At 60.1% G+C, this 16899-nt stretch carries 20 protein-coding genes; 6 read left to right on the top strand and 14 right to left on the bottom strand.

The annotated features are described in order from the left end of the window. The first annotated feature begins 45 nt into the window (after positions 1-45). Both RE432_RS06230 and RE432_RS06225 read left to right on the top strand, forming a co-directional pair. Positions 46-285, top strand: a complete 240-nt coding sequence (locus RE432_RS06230) for a FitA-like ribbon-helix-helix domain-containing protein (protein ID WP_310932402.1) — start codon at positions 46-48, stop codon at positions 283-285. Continuing rightward, positions 282-707: a type II toxin-antitoxin system VapC family toxin gene (locus RE432_RS06225; protein ID WP_310932401.1), complete on the top strand. Its 426-nt coding sequence runs from the start codon at positions 282-284 to the stop codon at positions 705-707. Before RE432_RS06230 ends, RE432_RS06225 begins: the two co-directional genes overlap by 4 nt. A 16-nt stretch (positions 708-723) precedes the next feature. Here the strand turns inward: RE432_RS06225 and RE432_RS06220 are convergent, their stop codons facing one another. From RE432_RS06220 to RE432_RS06200, 5 genes are read right to left on the bottom strand one after another with little or no spacing between them, the layout of a single operon-like run. Beyond that, positions 724-1488, bottom strand: a complete 765-nt coding sequence (locus RE432_RS06220; protein ID WP_310932400.1) for an enoyl-CoA hydratase/isomerase family protein — start codon at positions 1486-1488, stop codon at positions 724-726. A gap of 38 nt (positions 1489-1526) precedes the next feature. Continuing rightward, a complete protein-coding gene (locus RE432_RS06215) occupies positions 1527-2318 on the bottom strand; it encodes a GntR family transcriptional regulator (RefSeq protein ID WP_310932398.1) in 792 nt (263 codons plus the stop codon). Then, complete coding sequence (locus RE432_RS06210; RefSeq protein ID WP_310932397.1) at positions 2315-3142, bottom strand: enoyl-CoA hydratase/isomerase family protein; 828 nt, start codon at positions 3140-3142, stop codon at positions 2315-2317. Before RE432_RS06210 ends, RE432_RS06215 begins: the two co-directional genes overlap by 4 nt. Before the next feature lie 28 nt (positions 3143-3170). After that, positions 3171-4136: a tripartite tricarboxylate transporter substrate binding protein gene (locus RE432_RS06205; protein WP_310932395.1), complete on the bottom strand. Its 966-nt coding sequence runs from the start codon at positions 4134-4136 to the stop codon at positions 3171-3173. Then, a complete protein-coding gene (locus RE432_RS06200) occupies positions 4133-5368 on the bottom strand; it encodes a CoA transferase (protein WP_310932394.1) in 1236 nt (411 codons plus the stop codon). Before RE432_RS06200 ends, RE432_RS06205 begins: the two co-directional genes overlap by 4 nt. A gap of 208 nt (positions 5369-5576) precedes the next feature. Here RE432_RS06200 and RE432_RS06195 point away from each other — a divergent pair, with 208 nt between their 5' ends. Together RE432_RS06195 and RE432_RS06190 are read left to right on the top strand one after the other, a co-directional pair. Further along, a complete protein-coding gene (locus RE432_RS06195; RefSeq protein ID WP_310932392.1) occupies positions 5577-5765 on the top strand; it encodes a type II toxin-antitoxin system RelE/ParE family toxin in 189 nt (62 codons plus the stop codon). A 39-nt stretch (positions 5766-5804) separates the two neighbouring features. Continuing rightward, a complete protein-coding gene (locus tag RE432_RS06190; RefSeq protein WP_310932391.1) occupies positions 5805-6128 on the top strand; it encodes a DNA-binding transcriptional regulator in 324 nt (107 codons plus the stop codon). Between the two features lie 11 nt (positions 6129-6139). On the opposite strand, the gene RE432_RS06185 is transcribed toward RE432_RS06190, so the two are convergent. Together RE432_RS06185 and RE432_RS06180 are read right to left on the bottom strand one after the other, a co-directional pair. Continuing rightward, positions 6140-9079 carry an HD domain-containing phosphohydrolase gene (locus RE432_RS06185; RefSeq protein ID WP_310932390.1) on the bottom strand — a complete coding sequence of 980 codons (2940 nt, stop codon included), beginning with the start codon at positions 9077-9079 and terminating at the stop codon, positions 6140-6142. 119 nt (positions 9080-9198) lie between these two features. Continuing rightward, on the bottom strand, positions 9199-9492 hold the full coding sequence (locus RE432_RS06180; protein WP_409079818.1) for an antitoxin: 294 nt from the start codon (positions 9490-9492) through the stop codon (positions 9199-9201). A gap of 147 nt (positions 9493-9639) precedes the next feature. Here RE432_RS06180 and RE432_RS06175 point away from each other — a divergent pair, with 147 nt between their 5' ends. Both RE432_RS06175 and RE432_RS06170 read left to right on the top strand, forming a co-directional pair. Further along, positions 9640-9858, top strand: coding sequence for a stability determinant (locus RE432_RS06175; protein WP_310932389.1), 219 nt, complete (start codon positions 9640-9642; stop codon positions 9856-9858). A gap of 32 nt (positions 9859-9890) precedes the next feature. Then, positions 9891-10166 (top strand): type II toxin-antitoxin system RelE/ParE family toxin, encoded by a 276-nt coding sequence (locus tag RE432_RS06170; RefSeq protein WP_310932388.1) that lies wholly within the window; start codon positions 9891-9893, stop codon positions 10164-10166. Between the two features lie 44 nt (positions 10167-10210). Here the strand turns inward: RE432_RS06170 and RE432_RS06165 are convergent, their stop codons facing one another. The 7 genes from RE432_RS06165 to RE432_RS06135 all read right to left on the bottom strand — a co-directional run bounded on the left by RE432_RS06165 (position 10211) and on the right by RE432_RS06135 (position 16890). Beyond that, complete coding sequence (locus RE432_RS06165; protein ID WP_310932387.1) at positions 10211-11104, bottom strand: DMT family transporter; 894 nt, start codon at positions 11102-11104, stop codon at positions 10211-10213. 76 nt (positions 11105-11180) lie between these two features. Continuing rightward, positions 11181-12194, bottom strand: a complete 1014-nt coding sequence (gene galE / locus RE432_RS06160) for a UDP-glucose 4-epimerase GalE (RefSeq protein ID WP_310932386.1) — start codon at positions 12192-12194, stop codon at positions 11181-11183. A 12-nt stretch (positions 12195-12206) separates the two neighbouring features. Further along, complete coding sequence (locus tag RE432_RS06155; protein WP_310932384.1) at positions 12207-12974, bottom strand: IclR family transcriptional regulator; 768 nt, start codon at positions 12972-12974, stop codon at positions 12207-12209. 103 nt (positions 12975-13077) lie between these two features. Continuing rightward, the gene (locus RE432_RS06150; RefSeq protein WP_310932383.1) at positions 13078-13917 is read right to left on the bottom strand and encodes an alpha/beta hydrolase; all 840 of its coding nucleotides are present in this window, start codon (positions 13915-13917) and stop codon (positions 13078-13080) included. 36 nt (positions 13918-13953) lie between these two features. Further along, positions 13954-14925 (bottom strand): tripartite tricarboxylate transporter substrate binding protein, encoded by a 972-nt coding sequence (locus RE432_RS06145; protein ID WP_310932381.1) that lies wholly within the window; start codon positions 14923-14925, stop codon positions 13954-13956. A 200-nt stretch (positions 14926-15125) separates the two neighbouring features. Continuing rightward, a complete protein-coding gene (locus tag RE432_RS06140; protein WP_310932380.1) occupies positions 15126-15869 on the bottom strand; it encodes an enoyl-CoA hydratase/isomerase family protein in 744 nt (247 codons plus the stop codon). A gap of 52 nt (positions 15870-15921) precedes the next feature. Then, positions 15922-16890: an NAD(P)H-dependent flavin oxidoreductase gene (locus tag RE432_RS06135; protein WP_409079817.1), complete on the bottom strand. Its 969-nt coding sequence runs from the start codon at positions 16888-16890 to the stop codon at positions 15922-15924. Positions 16891-16899 lie beyond the last annotated feature (9 nt).

Below are 16899 nucleotides of genomic sequence, written 5' to 3'. Positions count from 1 at the left end.
ACTAAACTTAAGTCAATGACTAATGGAGGCGTTATGGCGACGACAATGACCATCCGTAACATCGACGAGCAGCTAAAAGCGCGCCTGCGTGTGCAAGCCGCGACACATGGCCGCTCGATGGAGGACGAAGCACGCGACATCCTGCGGGCGGCGCTCTCTACTGCCCCTGAACGCGGTCAATCGCTCATCGAGGCGATCCGCTCACGCATCAGCCCTTTAGGTGGGGTCGACCTGGCCTTGGCCCCCAGAGAGCCTATCCGTAACCCGCCGGGGTTCGACACATGATCGTCCTGGACACGAATGTGCTGTCTGAAGTCCTGCGTCCTGCACCGGCTGAGCGTCCCCTGTCATGGTTGGCCGGGCAATCCCGCTCGGTACTCTTCACCACCACGGTGACACGCGCGGAATTACTCTACGGAGCGCAGTTGTTGCCTGACGGACAACGCAAAGCAACGCTGCTTGCCGCGATCAGGCAGATTTTTTCGCTTGATATGGCGGGTCAAGTACTAGGGTTCGACAGCGATGCGGCCGATCACTACGCAGAGATTGCCGCAACACGAAAAGATTGCGGCAAGCCTATCAGCCAATTCGACGCCATGATCGCGGCAATGACCAAATCCCGCGGAGCTCGGCTGGCGACACGCAACGTCAAGGATTTTTTGGGTTGCGGCATCGAAATTATTGACCCTTGGGGCGAGGACGTCTGATCAGCCACGCTTAGCGCTAGCGCCACACCGGCTTGCGCTTTTCCCTGAAGGCTTGCATGCCTTCGCGCGCGTCGTCGGTCATGGCCATCAGGCCGATCTGGCTCTCGGTGAACGCAATGGCTTCTTCGAATGCCATGGACTCGACCCGGCGCATCGCGTAACGCCCCCGCCGGATGGCCGTGGGCGACTTGTCTTGCAGGCGGCCCAATAGCCAGCCCATCTTTGCATCCAGTTCAGCCTGGGGCACTACATAATTGACCAGGCCCAGTTGCCTGGCTTCCTGGGCGTCGATAGGCTCGCCCGTCAGGCAGAGCTCGTAAAGCGACCTTGAGGGCAGTATGCGCTGAAGGACGGACAGCACCTGCATGGGAAACAGCCCCACCTTGACCTCGGGAAGGCCGAAAACGGCTTGGTCCGAAGCGATGGCCATATCGCACATGGCCAATAGGCCCATGCCCCCCGCGACGCATGCCCCATTGACACGTGCAATAAGCGGTATGGCTGAGTCGTGTGCCGCGCGCAACAGATTTGCGTAGGGCAGCGATGGCGTGCCGTAGTCGAACTTGAACGCGTCCCCGCCCTGCAGGTCGGCGCCGGCGCAAAAAGCCCGCTCTCCTGCGCCGGTGATAACGATGGCGCTTAGGCTGCGATCGTTCCCCGCCTGTTCGATCGCCTCGCGCATGGCGCGCATAAGCGCTTCATTGATGGCATTGCGCTGCGCGGGCCGGTTTAGGGTGACCCACAGGGCCGCGTCGCGGGTCTGTAGCTGTAGTGCTTCCATCTTGCTTCCTGATCCAATGTTGGCGGACTAAGGCCCCATCAATATTTATTGTCCGGCGCCACAGCGGGTTGGTTTTCGGCCAGCCAGCTTCCCGGCAGCTCCATGTCCATGACGAACCCATCGCCCCGGTACCAGAATACGCCGCAGTAAACCAGGCGCCCCCTGGCATCCAGGAAGCGGCGGATCACTTTGGCGACCGGCGCGGAAAAGCCGTAATTCAGGGTGGTGGCCACGATATTGTCAGCAGGCTCGACCATGATGGTTTGCCGAATGCTGCGCACTTTTGACGGCGAGTACTCATATACCAGATTAGCCAGCTTGCGCTGCTTTTCCGAGCCGGCGGGGAAGCGGTCGAAAAGGGATTTGGGAATATAGATATGCATCAGCACAAAGGGATTCCCCTTGTGGATGTGTATTTTCTTCAGGGCCAGGAAGGGCTCATTGCCCGGATCGGGTGCAAGCCCATCCATCGGTATGGTGTCGGCATACTCGCGGCTAAGAATCTTGATCTGGAAGTCGCCGGCATCCGATGATCGTTCGTTGATGGTGGCGCGCAAGTGCTTGGTCGTTAAGTCAGGCTTTTTTACGACCACCGTGCCAATGCCCCGGCCGCTTTTCAGCAGCCCCTCGTCGATCAGCGCCCCGACCGCGCGGCGGACTGTGGATCGGGCCAGGCCGTGCTCTGCCACCAATTCTTCCAGCGTTGGAATCAGTTCCCCCGTGGGCCACACCCCTTCAGCGATCTTGTGACGCAGCACGTCGGTCAGTTTCACGTATAGCGGTATGCCCGCTTCGCGCTTGGCCGCAGCCAGGTCCATGCCCTTGATCATTGCCCGCCCCCGCCGCCGGGCGCAGGCGCCTTATTGGGCTTGGGCCAGCTATAAGGCAAGCCTTTCTTGTCAAGAAAGCGGCGCGCCGCATCTGCATGGTACTGGGTGGAGTAGGCAATGCCCTGCCCGTTCATTTCCATGTCCGCCATCACGGCGGTCTCGGCCGAGAACGAACGAAGCAGCGCGGACTTGCACAGCGCAAATGCCGTAGGCGGCATCTTGGCCATTGCCGCCGCCACCTGCCAGGCCCGATCGTGCAACTGATCCTCGGCGACAAGCTCCCCGGCGATGCCGTAGTCCAGCGCCGTCCGTCCATCGATTTCCTGGGCGGTATATAAAAGGTGCTTGGCGCGGTATGCGCCGACGGCGCGCGGCAAGGTAAACAATGCAGCGGCATCGGGAACCAGCCCCAGGCGCAGAAACGACAGGCAGAACCGCGAACGCTCAGTGGCCAGGACAATATCAGACGCCAATGCCAGGCTGAAACCGGCCCCATAGGCACAACCATCGACCGCCGCGATCACCGGCTTAGGCAACTCAAGCAAAGAGTAGGCGCCGCGCGTGACGGATGAAATACGAATCCGGCCGGCTTCGGCATCGAGCTCGCCCGGGCGCATGGTGGACACATCGCCGCCTGCGCAGAAGTCGCTGCCCGCACCCGCCAGCAGGACGGCCCTGACATCGGCATCGTCACGCGCCTGCGCGACCGCATGCCAGAGCTCGTCGCGCATGACCATGTCGAGCGCATTCTTTTTATGCGGCCGATTCAAGACAATATGTGCGACGTTTTCCGCCACTACATAGCGAATACTTTCATATGTCATGCGCTATCCTTTCAGTTGCTGTCATGCCTTATTGCCGCGGAACGCCGGCTTCGGTCAGCATGGCATCCCAGGATTTCAGTTGCTCACCGATGAAATCACTGAACGCTTCGGGTGTGCCGGTTTTGGTTGTGTCCATAGCTGCCGTGTCTTGAAAATGCTTGACGACCTCGGGCCTGAGGGCAATCTCTGTTCCAATTTTGTTCAGTTTATCGATAATTGCTTTGGGTGTCCCTTTCGGCGCCACCAAACCCGTCCAGGAAAAAACATCAATGCCCGGATAACGCTCGCTCATGGCGGGCAAGTCGGGAAGGCTGGGCGTACGCTCTGCAGAGGTGACGGCCAGAGGCTTGACCCTGCTGCTTTGCACGTACGACATGGCAGCCGACAGATCGACCACCATCAATGGAATCTGATTGCCGATCACATCGGTGATCCCTTGCGGACTGCTTTTGTAAGGGATCTCCACCATATCAAGGCCGGCCTTTTTGACCAGCGACATGCCACCCGCGATATGAGCGGTATTGGCATGCGCCCACGACAGCTTCCCTGGATTGGCCTTGGCATACGCCAGGAAATCATCGAACGTATCGTAGGGAGCATCAGGGCTGGCGATCAATACCGATGGCACATCGCCAAGCCGGACCACGGCGTCAAAATCATTGATCGGATCGTAGCGCAGGTTCGAGTATAGATAGGGCGCCGCCGATAGGGTGGAGTTTGAGCCGTACAGCAGGGTGTATCCGTCGGCGGGGGCTTTAGCCACGTAGGCGGCGGCGATGGTTCCATTTGCACCCGCCTTGTTCTCGACAACGACCGGCTGGCCAAGCGCTTCAGAGAAGTGTTTGGCATAGTATCTGGCGGCCAGATCAGTACCGCCGCCTGCCGCAAAAGCGACCACGATGGTAATCGGGCGATCTGGGTACGAGGTTTGGGCTGCGGCGGAAAACGCAGTGGCCGCAAGAACGGCTGCCACGCATAGTTTGCTGATTTTCATTGATTTGTCTCCATGGAGTTATCAGTTGCTGTAGTGGTTTGAATGACGCCGTCCCGCTCCAGGCGGTCCAGCTCGGCCGCGCTGTATCCGGCCGCGGCCAGTACCTCGCGGCTATGCTGGCCCAGCGTTGGAGCCAGCATCCTGGTCGACGCAGGCGTGCGCGACCACTCGGCGGGGTGTTTCAATGAGGTTATTTCGCCCGCCTTGTCGTGTTGCTGGCGTTCGAAGAAATCCGTTTGGATCAGATGCTCGTCGCGGCAAAGGGACTCGAAGGTATGGACGCGAAAGCACGGTATGTCTGCTTGATTCAAGATGTCGAGCCAGGCCGTCGTCGTGCGATGGGCCAGCTCCGTCTCGATCAAGCCATACACCACATCCACATGCTCGGTTCGCGCGCCGATACTGGCGAAGCGCGGGTCCTCGTCCATCAGGCCGGCCTGCCCGATCGCGCTTAGAAACCGGCGCCATTGGGCGTCGTTGTAAATGGTGCAGCCCAGATAGCCATCGCTGGTTTTGTAGGGTTTGCGGGCCTTGGCCAGCAAACGCGAATAGCCCAGCGGACCCTGAGCCGGCTCGAAGGTATGGCCGAACAGATGATCGCCCATGACCATATGCGTCATGGTCTCGAACATGGGAACGTCAATCTTTTGCCCCTTGTTGGTTCGGGCGCGTTCAAACAGCGCCGCGCAGATTGTGCCGTACACATACAGCCCCACGCTTCGGTCAACGATGGTGACCGGCACATACTGGGGCGCGCCATCGTGCGCCACCGCCATCGTATGCGCCATGCCGGCAGCCGCCTGGATGAGGTCGTCAAAGGCGGGGGCGCTGGCATATTCGCCGCCCTGCCCATAGCCGAAAGCCCCCACATAAATCAGTTTGGGATTGATCCGGCTAAGTGTCTCGTAGTCCAGCCCCAGGCGTCCCATGGCCTGCGGACGGATGTTGTAAAGCAGGACGTCGGCGGTTTCGACCAGCCGGAGCAGCGCCTGACGGCCCGCATCTTGCTTCAGATCCAGCACCACGCTGCGTTTATTGCGATTAAGGTGAAGAAAGAGCGGCCCCAGGCCTTGATGTCCGTTCGGCCCCACCCCCCGGATGCTGTCGCCCTGGGGGGATTCTATTTTGATGATATCCGCGCCCAGGTCGCCCAGATGCTGCGTGGCATAAGGCCCCATGATCACAGAGGTCAAATCCAGTACGCGCACGCCGTTAAGGGGCCCTTGATTCATGTTTTGCCTATTTCATAAAGTATCTAAGTAGGCACTTTAGTATATTAAGAGCATCAATGCAATGCTTTCTGCAACCTCCGGTATTTGTACTCTATGGTTTTTCCATTCACTTGCAGTGCGGGTAAGTCAAGCGCACCTCTATAGTGTTCACGTGTTGATCCTTAACTGTGCTCCTAAACATCATGCCACCAGGTGGCATGATAAAATCATGCAACGAGTGTACAAAACACGCTACTTCCAGCGGTGGATGCGCAAAACTGAACTGACAAATCAGGCGCTCCGGGCAGCAGTCCAAGAAATGAGTCAAGGTCTTATTGACGCTGATTTAGGTGGTGGTGTGGTCAAGAAACGGATTGGCGTTGGAGGGCGTGGCAAGAGTTCGGGCGTACGCAATTAAGCGATTCCGTAGCAAATGGATTATTGCAGGAAATCAGCCATGACCAACAAGATACAAGCCAAAAGCCCCATACTTGCCGCCGTACACGAAGCGGCCAATGACCTGCATCGACAAAGGTTCATTAGCAAGCGCACGATGAACCAGTACGATGCGCTGTGCCTGGAGCCTATTCCCGCCTACAACAGCGAGGATATTCGAGCCATGCGAGAGAAATTCAAGCTTAGCCAGGTAGTGCTGGCGTCGGTGCTCAATATCAGTGTTTCAACAATCCGCAAGTGGGAACAAGGCGACAAGCAGCCCAGCGGGCCATCCTTGAAGCTGCTGAACTTGCTAGATCGAAAGGGTCTTGAAGCGGTGCTTTAAGCAGCAGCTCCTTAGCGTCCGTCCAGCCTATCTAGATACGCCTGCACATCCACGTCGTCAATCTGCGCGGGGTCCAGGAATTGTTGGCTGTAGGCCAGGTAGGCGCCGCTGCTCAGGAACAGGCGGAACAGGTCGGGGTCAATATGGCCGCTCTGAGCCATGGCGGTCAGGATGCCGATGGACTCGGACAGGGTTTTGGGCGCCTTGTAGGGCCGGTCGGCGGCGGTCAGCGCCTCGAAGATATCGGCAATCATCATCACGCGCTCGGGAATGCCCAGCTCATCCTTGCCCAGGCGGCAGGGATACCCGGTTCCGTCCATTTTTTCGTGGTGCGTGCCGGCAATGTGCGGTACCCGCTTCAGGTGGCTGGGTAGCGGCAGGCTATTGAGCATGATAATGGTCTGGACAATGTGCTCGTTGATCTTGAAGCGCTCTTCGGCGGTCAGGGTGCCGCGCCGTATGCTCAGGTTGTAAAGTTCGCCGTAGTTGTAGGCGTTAGCCGGAATGCGCATGTCGAAGCCCCAGACGTTGTTCGGGTCATCCTTGTCGACATGGGGCTTGCGGTCGCCCCAGGGCACTACATGGTCTGGGCGGTCGGCCAGCAGGTATTCCTGGGCGGGCAGCGCTTGCACAGTGTCGCCCAAACGGGCTATTTCGTGCCGGGCCAGCCCGAGCCGGTTATCAAAATGACGCCACCAGCGCCGGGCGCCGATCCGGCCCAGGCGGTCGATATCGCCGCTTTCCATGTATTCGCCGCCGATATTCGCATTGGCCACGAAGGCGAACTCTTCTTGCAGTTGCGCCTGCTGTTGCTGCAGCGTTTGCCGCAGCGCATGCGGGTCGCCGCCCCCCGCCAGGCCTTCCCAATATGCAATGGCGGCATCGCGCCACAACACTTCGAAACGCATGCGTATTTCGTGAATGCGGTTGTATTGGGTCTCGAGCTTGGTGGCCTTGTCCATGACCGACTCGGGGCTGGATATCTTGCCGCAATCGTGCAGCCAGGCGGCGATCCGGAACTCGTAGAGTTCGGCTTCGCTCATGTGGAATTCGGCATAAGGCCCTTGGTCGGCGGCAATGACCTGGTTCATCAGCGCGTCGGCCAACAGGGGCACCCTTTCGCAGTGGCCGCCGGTATACGGGCTTTTGGCGTCGATGGCGTTGGCCAGCAGTTTGATGATGGCATCCAGCAGGCGTTGCTGCGCTTCGATCAACTGGCGCGTTTCGATGGCCACGGCGGCTGCGCCGGAGAGCTCCTGGACAAAACGCTGGAAGGCGCGCTGCGCTTCGCCGGTATACTGCTGCTCGTCCTTCAGCCGCAGAACCAGCATGCCCAGGCCATCGTGGTTGCGGTCCTTGAGCTGGACACACAAGGGGTGGTTCTGCATGCCCAGGGCCTTGGCGACGGCCGCCGGCACATCGCGGCCGCTTGCCCCATTCAGCTCAAGCTCGGCGGGGTATGCGCCATTACTGCTGCGCGTGGCCAGCCTAAGCGCGCCCGAATCGTCTTCGGTCAGGTAGATGGCGCCCCCTTCGACCTCGAAGGCATCGACCAGTTTTTCCAGCACGGCATCCAGCATGTGGTCCAGTTGCGTTTCATGATTCAGTGCCAGGGCAATGGCCTGGAAGTCATGAATCGTGCGCGACATGCGGCCCAGCACATGGTTCAGTTCGCGCACTTCGGTGATGGAGGACGACACGCCGATAGCGCTGCTGAAGTCGAAATCGGAACGCGCGCGCAACTGGTCGGCCAGCACGCGCAATGGCCGGCTGAAGCGCCGGCTGAGCGCCCAGCCCGCCGCCAGCAACAGCAGGGTCAGTACCGCCACCCAGAGGATTTCCCGGATGAATGCCTGGCGCGCGTCGTGCAGCAGCTCGCGAGCGGGCACCGCGATCAGGACATGGCTTTCGTTGTCGGCGAAGGACAACAGCGGCGCACGCATGCCATACCATTCCTGCCCGTCGACGTGATAAAGCTGCGGCGTGTTGCCTGCCGGCGGGTTCCGGAACACGCTGGACAGGCTGGGACTGCCCAGTTCGTCGATATGCGGCAGCCGCACGTCGCCGGCGCCGTTGGCCAAGCGCAGGCGTTGCGTGTCGGGATAAGCGATCACGACGCCGTCACTGCCGATCAAGGCCGCCTCAGAGCTTTCAGTGGTCCGCAAATCGGCCAGCTCGCTGTCCAGATCGTCGATGGCGACGTCCATGCCGATCACCGCCTGCCCCGTGGCGCCGCCGCGCGCCAGCGTCACGCCCGCCTGTCCGGTGGTGAAGAATACATAAGGCTTGATCATGACGGAGTCCGGCTGCCCCATGGCTTGCGTAAACCAGGGCCGGGTACGGGGGTCGAATTGATAATCGGCCTTTTCGCGGGCCTCCAGCAGCTTGAGCTGCGGGTCGTAGAAGCGCCATGCGCCCGCCATGGCGCCATGCTGATCCACAGTGACAGTCTGCACCAGGAATTCGGTGCCGGACGGCGCTGAAAAACGCGCCTTGAGCGCGGGGCTGAACAGCTCCCGAACCAGCATGAACTCCCCATTGGGGTAGCCGACATAGATCGCGCTGAGCACTTCATTGGCATTCAGGCTTTCGACCAGTTGAGGCAACCGGTCGAGCCGCTGCTGCAAGGTATCGGCCTGCATGATGGGGCTGTAGGCCAGCAAATGGATGACGTTGCGCGGCGGCTCGATCAGCCTGCGCGTGCGCTCGGTCAGCGTTTTGCCCAGGTGCCGGACCGATTCGCCCGCGGCCGAAAGCATGATCTGTTCAACACTGCGGTAGTTCTGCCAGGCCAGTACGCCCCCCAGTAGCAATGTACTGCAGAGGATGGCCAGGGCAATCGACAGCTGCACCGAGATGCCTTTGCCCGCGCCCTGCGTGGAAGCCGGACGCTTGCGCGGCCATGGCGCCCGGAACCAGCCCGAGGACAGCGAATCCAGCTTTAGCATCATCACCTCTGCGCCGATTAATAAGCAGTTGTGGCGTATGTATACAGTTGTAAGCGGATCGTATCAGCAAACGGGGTAGTTGTGTGGGGTTATCAGGAAGGGATATTGAAGATATTGGCTGGTTACTGCCCCTTCGCAAAGAGGTCACGATGAATATCATTATTATGACGCTCTTGGCTACCAAGAAAACCATTGACGTCTTCTATATGCCTGATCGTGTCGAAAAATTCATCCCATGTCGATGGTTTACGGGACAAAATAACATCACCCGTGATGGGATCTTTGCGTATGAAAACTTCCTTGGTATCGAACCGATACTCTGCTGGCAAAAGTACCGCTTGGCTTTGGCCATTGATGAATAGTTTTGCGATATGGACCATAGTGATTGCTCCGGTTAAATGGGTAGACACTTCCACACCCCTCCTGCACTTTATTCGTACTATCCGTCATTGCATATATACAGGCTCCGAGCATAATGTTAAGCATGCTTGATTTTTCAACCACTCGTGAACGGGTGGCGCTCAATTGATTTACACTACAGTGATCGACAAGGAGTTTTCGCAATGAGTATTGCCCTCTCTCCCATTGTCTCGGAATTCGAAACCGAGGAGCAAGCTGCCAGCCATGATCACTGGTTTCGGACAAAAGTGCAGGCAAGCCGGGACGACCCGCGCCCCAGTGTCCCCCACGATCAGGCAATGGCGCGCATTCGCAAGAAACTGGCCGGTAAGCTAGCCAACCAGCAAGAAACTACCGCTGGTAAAGATAGTTGCGATAATTAAATTTGAATACACAGTACTAGAACTGGACAATTATGTTGCCCATTTCTTGGAGTGCTGCTGCACTCGATGATCTAGAGAACATCATTGACTATATTTCAGATATTGATGTGCGCGCCGCCATCGACATGCAGAATCTGATTGAAAATTCGGTACTTACTGCTGCTGACTACCCCTATGCCTTTCGATCCGGCCGCATACCTGGCACACGGGAAATTGTCGCCCACCCCAATTACATTGTCGTGTACGAGGTTCTCTTCGACCGTATCGAAGTCGTGAGTGTCCTGCACGCACGTCAGGAATATCCTTAAAATTGCGCCCTAGCTTTGAGCCCGAGATTCAGTAATGCGCACGCCTACGCCCGCCGCGTCCCCAAGTAGGTGCCCAGCAGTATTCCCACCAACCCCACGACATGCCACCAGGTAAAGGCTTCGCCCAGCCACAGCATGGCAAAAGCCACGCCGAAGACGGGAATCCAGTACTGAAAGACCGATGTGCGCGCCACGCCCAGTTCGGCAATGGCGTGGTTCCACAGCATGTTGCACAGGGCGGTGGCCACAATGCCGGTCAGAATCAGCAGCGCCCATGGCCAAAAACCGGCGGCAAGCAGGGCCTGCGCGCTGAGGTCGACGGAATCGTCCAGCACCGCGTGAATACAGAGCAGCACCGCGCCGAAGGTGTAGATGAAGCTGCTGATGACCAAGGCGTGGAATTGCCGGGCCAGGCTCTGGATGAACACGCCGCCGGCCACAAAGCTGAACATGGCGGCGAAGATCTGCGCGTCGCCCCAAGTGGCGCTCGACAACGAAGCGCCGGCCCCGCTGAACACCACGGCAAACACCCCGCCAAACCCCAGGGCAATGCCCAGCAGGCGTTTGCGGGTCAGGGTTTCACGGAAGATGACGGCGGCCATAATAGACGCCACCAGCGGGCTCAGGGCCATGATCAGTGACGAATTGGTGGCGCTGGCGCTGACCATGCCGCCCGTGAAGAGAATCTGGTTGGCGTAGATCATCAGCACCGAACACAGCACAAACCGCAGCCACTGCTCGATGGGGACTTTGCCCAGGATAATGGGCGGCTTCAGCCAGAACAGGGTCAGGTTGATGACGACGGCGGCCAGCGCCATGCGCAGGGCGGCGACCACCATGGGATCGAAATGCGCGGTCAGCACCTTGATGGCGGAAATATTCAAGCCCCAGATGGCCATGGTGCCGATCAACAGCAACTGCGTTCTAAGAGAATTCATGAAGGGCTTGACGGAATGCCGGGTTAACCCTGAAGGGTATCAGTTCCCGGCCGGTTTGTGCGCGCCTTGCAGGAATTTACAACGCAGCGCGATGCATTTCCCAGCGCCAGGCGTCGTCGCACATGTCCTGTATGGACTTTTGCGCACGCCAGCCCAGTTTTTGAAAGGCCAGTTCGGTATCGGCCCAGCAGGCGGCAATGTCGCCTGGGCGGCGGCCCACGATATCGTAAGCAACGGCCTTGCCGCTGGCCTGCTCAAAGGCATGGATCATGTCCAGGACCGAATAGCCCACGCCGGTGCCCAGGTTGACGGTCAGCAGGTCTTGGGCGGCGTTCAGGCAATATTTCAGGGCATGCGCATGGCCTTCGGCCAGGTCCATCACGTGTATGTAGTCGCGCACACCGGTACCATCGGGGGTATCGTAGTCATTGCCGAATACCTTGACACTGTCGCGCTGGCCAACGGCCACCTGGGCCACAAACGGCATCAGGTTGTTGGGCGTGCCTTGCGGCGCCTCGCCCATCAGGCCGCTGGGGTGGGCACCCACGGGGTTGAAGTAGCGCAGGCGCGCAATGCGCCAGTCCGGCTGGCTGTTATAGAGATTTTCAAGAATGTCTTCGACCACAAGTTTGGTATGGCCGTACGGATTGGTGGCCGAGCGCGGGTGGTCTTCGGTCAGCGGCAACTTTTGCGGATCGCCATAGACGGTGGCCGAGGACGAGAAAACCAGGGTGCGCACCCCCGCCCGCTGCATGGCCTGCAATAGCTGGACGCTGCCATGCACATTGTTGTCGTAGTAGGCCAAAGGCATGGTTGTGGATTCGCCCACCGCCTTCAGGCCCGCAAAGTGCAGGACGGCGGCAATCGGGTGGGACGCAAACACCGAGTCCAGCAAGGGTGCGTCGCGCACATCGCCTTGGACGAAGTCGGGCCTTATACCGGTAATGGCGGCTATGGCATCCAGCACGCCGGCCGCGCTGTTGCACAGGTTATCCAGAATCAGGACACGGTAGCCGGCCTGTTGCAGGACAGCGGCGGTGTGGCTGCCGATAAAGCCGGTGCCGCCGGTGACAAGGATGGTGGCTTGCATGATGTTGTGATCCTACCGGATTCTAGAGGAAATTGCCTTGGCCTCACGGATCAATATCATAGCAATTTCGTCGCGGCGTGCCGCCATCAGCCGGTCGGTTACCGCAACCACGCTCAGGGCGGCCAAAGGCTGGCCGGCCGCGTCGACGATGACGGCGCTGACGGAGCGTGTGCCGGGGCGCAGTCCGGTCCGGGTGTAGGCATACCCCTTCTTGCGGGCCCATCGCACGCGTTCCAGTACTTCCGCCGCGTCCAGCTGGTAGTGAGGATAACGGTGGGCATTGGCCTGCACGATGCTGTCCGATACGGGCTCCGGCAAGCCGGCCAGGTAGGCAATGCTGCCGATCACTACACCCATCGGCCTGCGCGAACCCGTGTCTATCGACATGACTTTGCGCGTGTGCGTACCGACTTCCCTGTGGATGCAGACAGAGTCCAACTGGCTGCGCACCGTCAAATAGCAGGTCTCGCCGAACGCGGCGCGTATCCGCAGCATGCTGTCTATGGAAAGCGACCGTAGTGGAAAATGCCCGGTCCGCGCCAGGCCCAGCAGCGAGATTTCAGGGCCAATGCAATACCGTTTGCCATCGGGGCTTTTTTCGACCGCCTGCTCGGCCAGCAGGCCTTGCAAGATACGATGCGTGGTGGTGTAGCTCAAGCCCAGCTCGGCGGCCACCTCGGCGGCCCGCAAGCCGGCCTCCTGGCTGGCGGCGACCAGCTTCAGCACACCCATCACACGATTGATGCCGCGCCGCCCCAGGCTATCGTCGAATTCGTCCATGCCGTATTAAAGCAAAGAACGCCCCAAAACGGCTGTTAACCTGGAACGGGAAGGGCGGGCAAAGGTACGGCAAGGGGTGACAGGACATTGCCCGTCACCTGCTTTACTCGTGCGTCGAGAAGCCATCGTGCTGGCTGGCAAAATGCAGGACCTCTTCCGCGCAGGCGCGTGCCATCAGGAACTGAATGGCGTGATACTTGCTGGGCAGGCCGACATATTTGATATGCGCCACCTTGTCCTGGAAGACCTGTTCGTCCGGGCCGGTGATAGAGCCCGCAGTGGGGTAGATGCCCAAGGTAGGGGTGGTGATTTTCGGCAGCAAATCTTCGATGTCGGCGCGGGCGGCAAGCCGGGACAAGGCCACCAGCGAATCGCGGTCGGTCTTGCCCATCATGTCGGCGTACCAGTTTTGCATCCCCGGGTCGGCCTCCGCCGAGAATCGCAAGCTGCCGTTGATCTCGTGCGCCCAGGCTTTCGTGCCCATTTCCTGAATGGCCGCCTGCCAGCTGGCGCGCCCGCAAGCAAAGGTTTTTTGCGTCGCCTGGGAGATGCGCAAGGGCGCGGCAATCAGGGACAGCGTGCGCAGTTTTTCCGGATGCGCCACCGAGAGCGCCACGCCGATCATGCCGCCCAGCGACTCGCCGCAATAATGCACCGGGCGGTCATCCACCTCGTTGATGATCGCGACAAGATCGCCGACGAAGTTGTCGACCGTCATCCCGCTGTCAAGGTCGAAGTCGCGCCCCGAGGCGCCCAGCCCGCGAATGTCGGGGCGGACGATGCGAAAATGCCTGGACAGGTAAGGCACCCAGCGATACCAAAGCTCGGCGGAGCGGCCAAAGCCATGTTGCAGGATCAATGTAGGCGCCTTTTTCCAAGGGTCGGTGTAGTCGTCTATATGGTAATGAAGGTCGGGCTGACCAGGGCGGGCAAGTATGGGCATAGTGTCTGTGCTTCGCAGGTTGGGGGTTCAGGCGGGTTATTGCGCTTTGATATCGGCCTTCTTGGCAACGCCGGTCCATTTGTCGATCTCGGTGCCGATATAGGCCTGGAATTCGTCGGGGGTGGTGCCATCGACCGCCAGGCCAAGCTGGGCGATTTTTTCACGTGTCTCAGGATCGGCCAGGGCCTTCTTCACCTCTGACGCGAACGCATCCATCACCGCAGGCGGTGTGGCGCCCGGTGCCAGGAATCCGTACCACGAAGCAATCTGCACATCCACGTTTGATTCCGTCAAGGTCGGCACGTCGGGCAAGGACGGCCACCTTTCTTCACTGGTCACGGCCAGCGCCTGGACCTTGCCCGCTTTGATGTGGGGCAATGAAGAAAGCACGTTGTTGAAGAAGATATCGACCTCACCCGCCAGAATGGCTTGGGTGGCGGGGGCGGCGCCGTTATAGGGCACATGCAGAATGCTGGTTTGCGTGGCGCCTTTGAACAGCTCGCCCGCAAAATGATTGACGGTGCCCACCCCTGTCGATGCGTAGCTGTATTTGTCGGGATTCTGCTTGATCAGCGCCAGCAGTTCGGACACATTCTTGGCGGGCAAGCCTTGGCGCGCCAGCAGTACCACGGGGCCGCTCGCCACCATGGATACGCCGTGCATGTCTTTGCGGGGGTCGAACGGCAGGTTCGAGCGGATGGCCGGATCCATGGCGAACGAGCTGGCCGTCATCAGCACGGTATACCCGTCCGGCGACGAGCGCGCCACTTGGGCCGCGCCGATGGAGCCGCCCGCGCCCGGCTTGTTTTCCACCACCAGTTGCTGTCCCATGGCGTCCGCCATTTTTGCCGACAGCAGGCGGGCCAGGGTATCTACCGGGCCGCCGGGGGGAAACGGCACGACCACATGAATGGGTTTGGATGGGTAGGCGTCGGCGGCGTGCGCGGCAAAGCCGGGGGAAAATGCAAGCGCCGCGGCGAACGCAAGAATCCTTGCTCGTAACGTCATGATCAGTGTCTCCTGTATCGGTGGATGTTTGAATAAATTCTATCCAGCACCGATAGCCCCCTCAATGGCGTAAAACGATTTTTAACCGCCTGCCGGTTAATTTCAGTTTCACGCCAAAGGAACTGGGTCAGTTTGTTGAGCAGGAGCTGGCTGCTTGAGCCAGTTGACCAAGGAAACGGGTGTCGACCCCCGCCGCGCCCTTATTTCTTTTGACGGAATGCCGCGATGCGGTCCTGCATGTCCGGGCCTTTGCCGGCATTGCGGAACACTTCGTGCGCCAGGCCGTCGCGCACGGACATGCCGTCGGTGTTGATCAGCAGGCGCTTGTTGGCGCGATGGCTGAACCAGGAGCCCGCCAGGATCTCGCTGGCCATGGCGGCCACCTGTTGATCGAAGGCATCGTCGGGCACGCAAAAGTTGGCCAGGCCCATATCTTGCGCCTGGACGCCGGTATAGCTGCGCCCCAGGAACATCATCTCGCGCGCCTTGGGCAGGCCGACGCGGCGCTGCAGGCGCTGGCTCATGCCCCACAGCGGCGTCAGCGCCCATTTGGCATGCGTATCGGCAAAGCGCGCCGACTCGGCCGCCACCAGCAGGTCGCCGGCCAGGGCCAGCTCCAGCGCACCGGTGTAGCAATGCCCGTGCACGGCGGCGATGACCGGTTGCGGCAGGTTCGCCAGGCGCTCGATCACCTTGGCCTGGAAATGCGGCATGGGCAGCGGCTGGCCGGCGGCAATGTCGTTCAGGTCGTTGCCGGCCGAGAAGCAGCGGCCCGCGCCGCGCAGCACGACGACGCCGGTATGCTCGGTATCGCGTTCGATATCTTGCACGTGCTCGTACAGTTCGGTGAACATCTGAACCGTCAGGGCATTCATTTTTTCAGGGCGATTCAAGGTCAGGCAGGCCAGGCCGCCTTCATCTTGCCGTAGAACCAGTGTGGACATGGTTAATTCCTTGTGCAGGCGCGTGGCCTGCCTGTTGCGGATTGAGCCAGGCTTACAGCGCCAGCCGCGCGCGCGCGGCGGCATAGCCCTGCTTCAGGCGGTCGACAATTTCACCCGTGCTGGGCAAGTCGTCGATCTGGCCCACGCCCTGGCCGGCGCCCCAGATGTCTTTCCAGGCTTTCGCCTTGGAGGCGCCATCGGCAAAGCTCATTTTGGGCGCGCTACCCTCGGGCAGGTTGTCAGGGTCCAGGCCGGCCCGCACAATGCTTTCGCGGACGTAATTGCCGTGAACGCCGGAAAAATAATTGCTGTAGATAATGTCGGCCGCCGTCGCATCCAGCAGCGCCTGCTTGTAGTCGGCGCTGGCATGGGCTTCCTGGCTGGCAATGAAGCGCGTGCCGATGTAGGCCAGGTCCGCGCCCATGGCCTGGGCGGCCAGAATGCCGTCGCCCGTGACAATGGCGCCGGACAGCACCAGCGGCCCCTTGAAGCGCTGGCGTACTTCGCCCACCAGGGCCAGGGGCGACATCCGGCCCGCATGGCCGCCCGCGCCCGCGGCGACCAGGATCAAGCCGTCTACGCCGGCATCGATGGCTTTCTGCGCGTGCCGCAGATTGATGACGTCATGCAGGATGATGCCGCCGTAGGCATGCACTTCGTCGATGATTTCGCGTACCGGCGCGCGCAGCGAAGAAATCAGAATAGGAACTTTGTGCTTCACGCATGTCGCCACATCGCGTTCCAGGCGCACGTTCGAATTATGCACAATCTGGTTCACCGCCAGCGGCCCCACCACGGCATCGGGGTTGGCACGGCGATGCTGCGCCAGGTCTTCGTTGATCTGGGTCAGCCATTCGTCCAGCAGCTCGGGCTGGCGCGCGTTCAGCGCGGGGAAGGAGCCCACGATGCCCGCCTTGCATTGCGCCAGCACCAGCTCGGGGTAGCTGACGGTGAACATGGGGGCCGACACAACGGGCAAGGCCAGGTTTTGCAGGACGGGCGGCAGGTGCGAGGCAGACATAAGTTCTCC

Origin of the sequence: Pusillimonas sp. SM2304 (genome assembly GCF_031628915.1) — a bacterium.
Taxonomy (GTDB): Bacteria; Pseudomonadota; Gammaproteobacteria; order Burkholderiales; family Burkholderiaceae_B; genus Pusillimonas_C.
Note: the sequence above shows the minus strand (reverse complement) of the source record. Positions and strands in the feature narration are given on the sequence as shown.

Excerpts from the sequence above, each read along its gene's own strand:
- RE432_RS06145 (WP_310932381.1), bottom strand. The coding sequence starts at position 14,925 with ATGACGTTACGAGCAAGGATTCTTGCGTTCGCCGCGGCGCTTGCATTT.
- RE432_RS06200 (WP_310932394.1), bottom strand. The coding sequence starts at position 5,368 with ATGAATCAAGGGCCCCTTAACGGCGTGCGCGTACTGGATTTGACCTCT.
- RE432_RS06150 (WP_310932383.1), bottom strand. The coding sequence starts at position 13,917 with ATGCCCATACTTGCCCGCCCTGGTCAGCCCGACCTTCATTACCATATA.
- RE432_RS06195 (WP_310932392.1), top strand. The coding sequence starts at position 5,577 with ATGCAACGAGTGTACAAAACACGCTACTTCCAGCGGTGGATGCGCAAA.
- RE432_RS06220 (WP_310932400.1), bottom strand. The coding sequence starts at position 1,488 with ATGGAAGCACTACAGCTACAGACCCGCGACGCGGCCCTGTGGGTCACC.
- RE432_RS06165 (WP_310932387.1), bottom strand. The coding sequence starts at position 11,104 with ATGAATTCTCTTAGAACGCAGTTGCTGTTGATCGGCACCATGGCCATC.
- RE432_RS06215 (WP_310932398.1), bottom strand. The coding sequence starts at position 2,318 with ATGATCAAGGGCATGGACCTGGCTGCGGCCAAGCGCGAAGCGGGCATA.
- RE432_RS06210 (WP_310932397.1), bottom strand. The coding sequence starts at position 3,142 with ATGACATATGAAAGTATTCGCTATGTAGTGGCGGAAAACGTCGCACAT.
- RE432_RS06205 (WP_310932395.1), bottom strand. The coding sequence starts at position 4,136 with ATGAAAATCAGCAAACTATGCGTGGCAGCCGTTCTTGCGGCCACTGCG.
- RE432_RS06225 (WP_310932401.1), top strand. The coding sequence starts at position 282 with ATGATCGTCCTGGACACGAATGTGCTGTCTGAAGTCCTGCGTCCTGCA.
- RE432_RS06135 (WP_409079817.1), bottom strand. The coding sequence starts at position 16,890 with ATGTCTGCCTCGCACCTGCCGCCCGTCCTGCAAAACCTGGCCTTGCCC.
- galE (WP_310932386.1), bottom strand. The coding sequence starts at position 12,194 with ATGCAAGCCACCATCCTTGTCACCGGCGGCACCGGCTTTATCGGCAGC.
- RE432_RS06230 (WP_310932402.1), top strand. The coding sequence starts at position 46 with ATGACCATCCGTAACATCGACGAGCAGCTAAAAGCGCGCCTGCGTGTG.
- RE432_RS06185 (WP_310932390.1), bottom strand. The coding sequence starts at position 9,079 with ATGATGCTAAAGCTGGATTCGCTGTCCTCGGGCTGGTTCCGGGCGCCA.
- RE432_RS06140 (WP_310932380.1), bottom strand. The coding sequence starts at position 15,869 with ATGTCCACACTGGTTCTACGGCAAGATGAAGGCGGCCTGGCCTGCCTG.
- RE432_RS06170 (WP_310932388.1), top strand. The coding sequence starts at position 9,891 with ATGTTGCCCATTTCTTGGAGTGCTGCTGCACTCGATGATCTAGAGAAC.
- RE432_RS06155 (WP_310932384.1), bottom strand. The coding sequence starts at position 12,974 with ATGGACGAATTCGACGATAGCCTGGGGCGGCGCGGCATCAATCGTGTG.
- RE432_RS06175 (WP_310932389.1), top strand. The coding sequence starts at position 9,640 with ATGAGTATTGCCCTCTCTCCCATTGTCTCGGAATTCGAAACCGAGGAG.
- RE432_RS06190 (WP_310932391.1), top strand. The coding sequence starts at position 5,805 with ATGACCAACAAGATACAAGCCAAAAGCCCCATACTTGCCGCCGTACAC.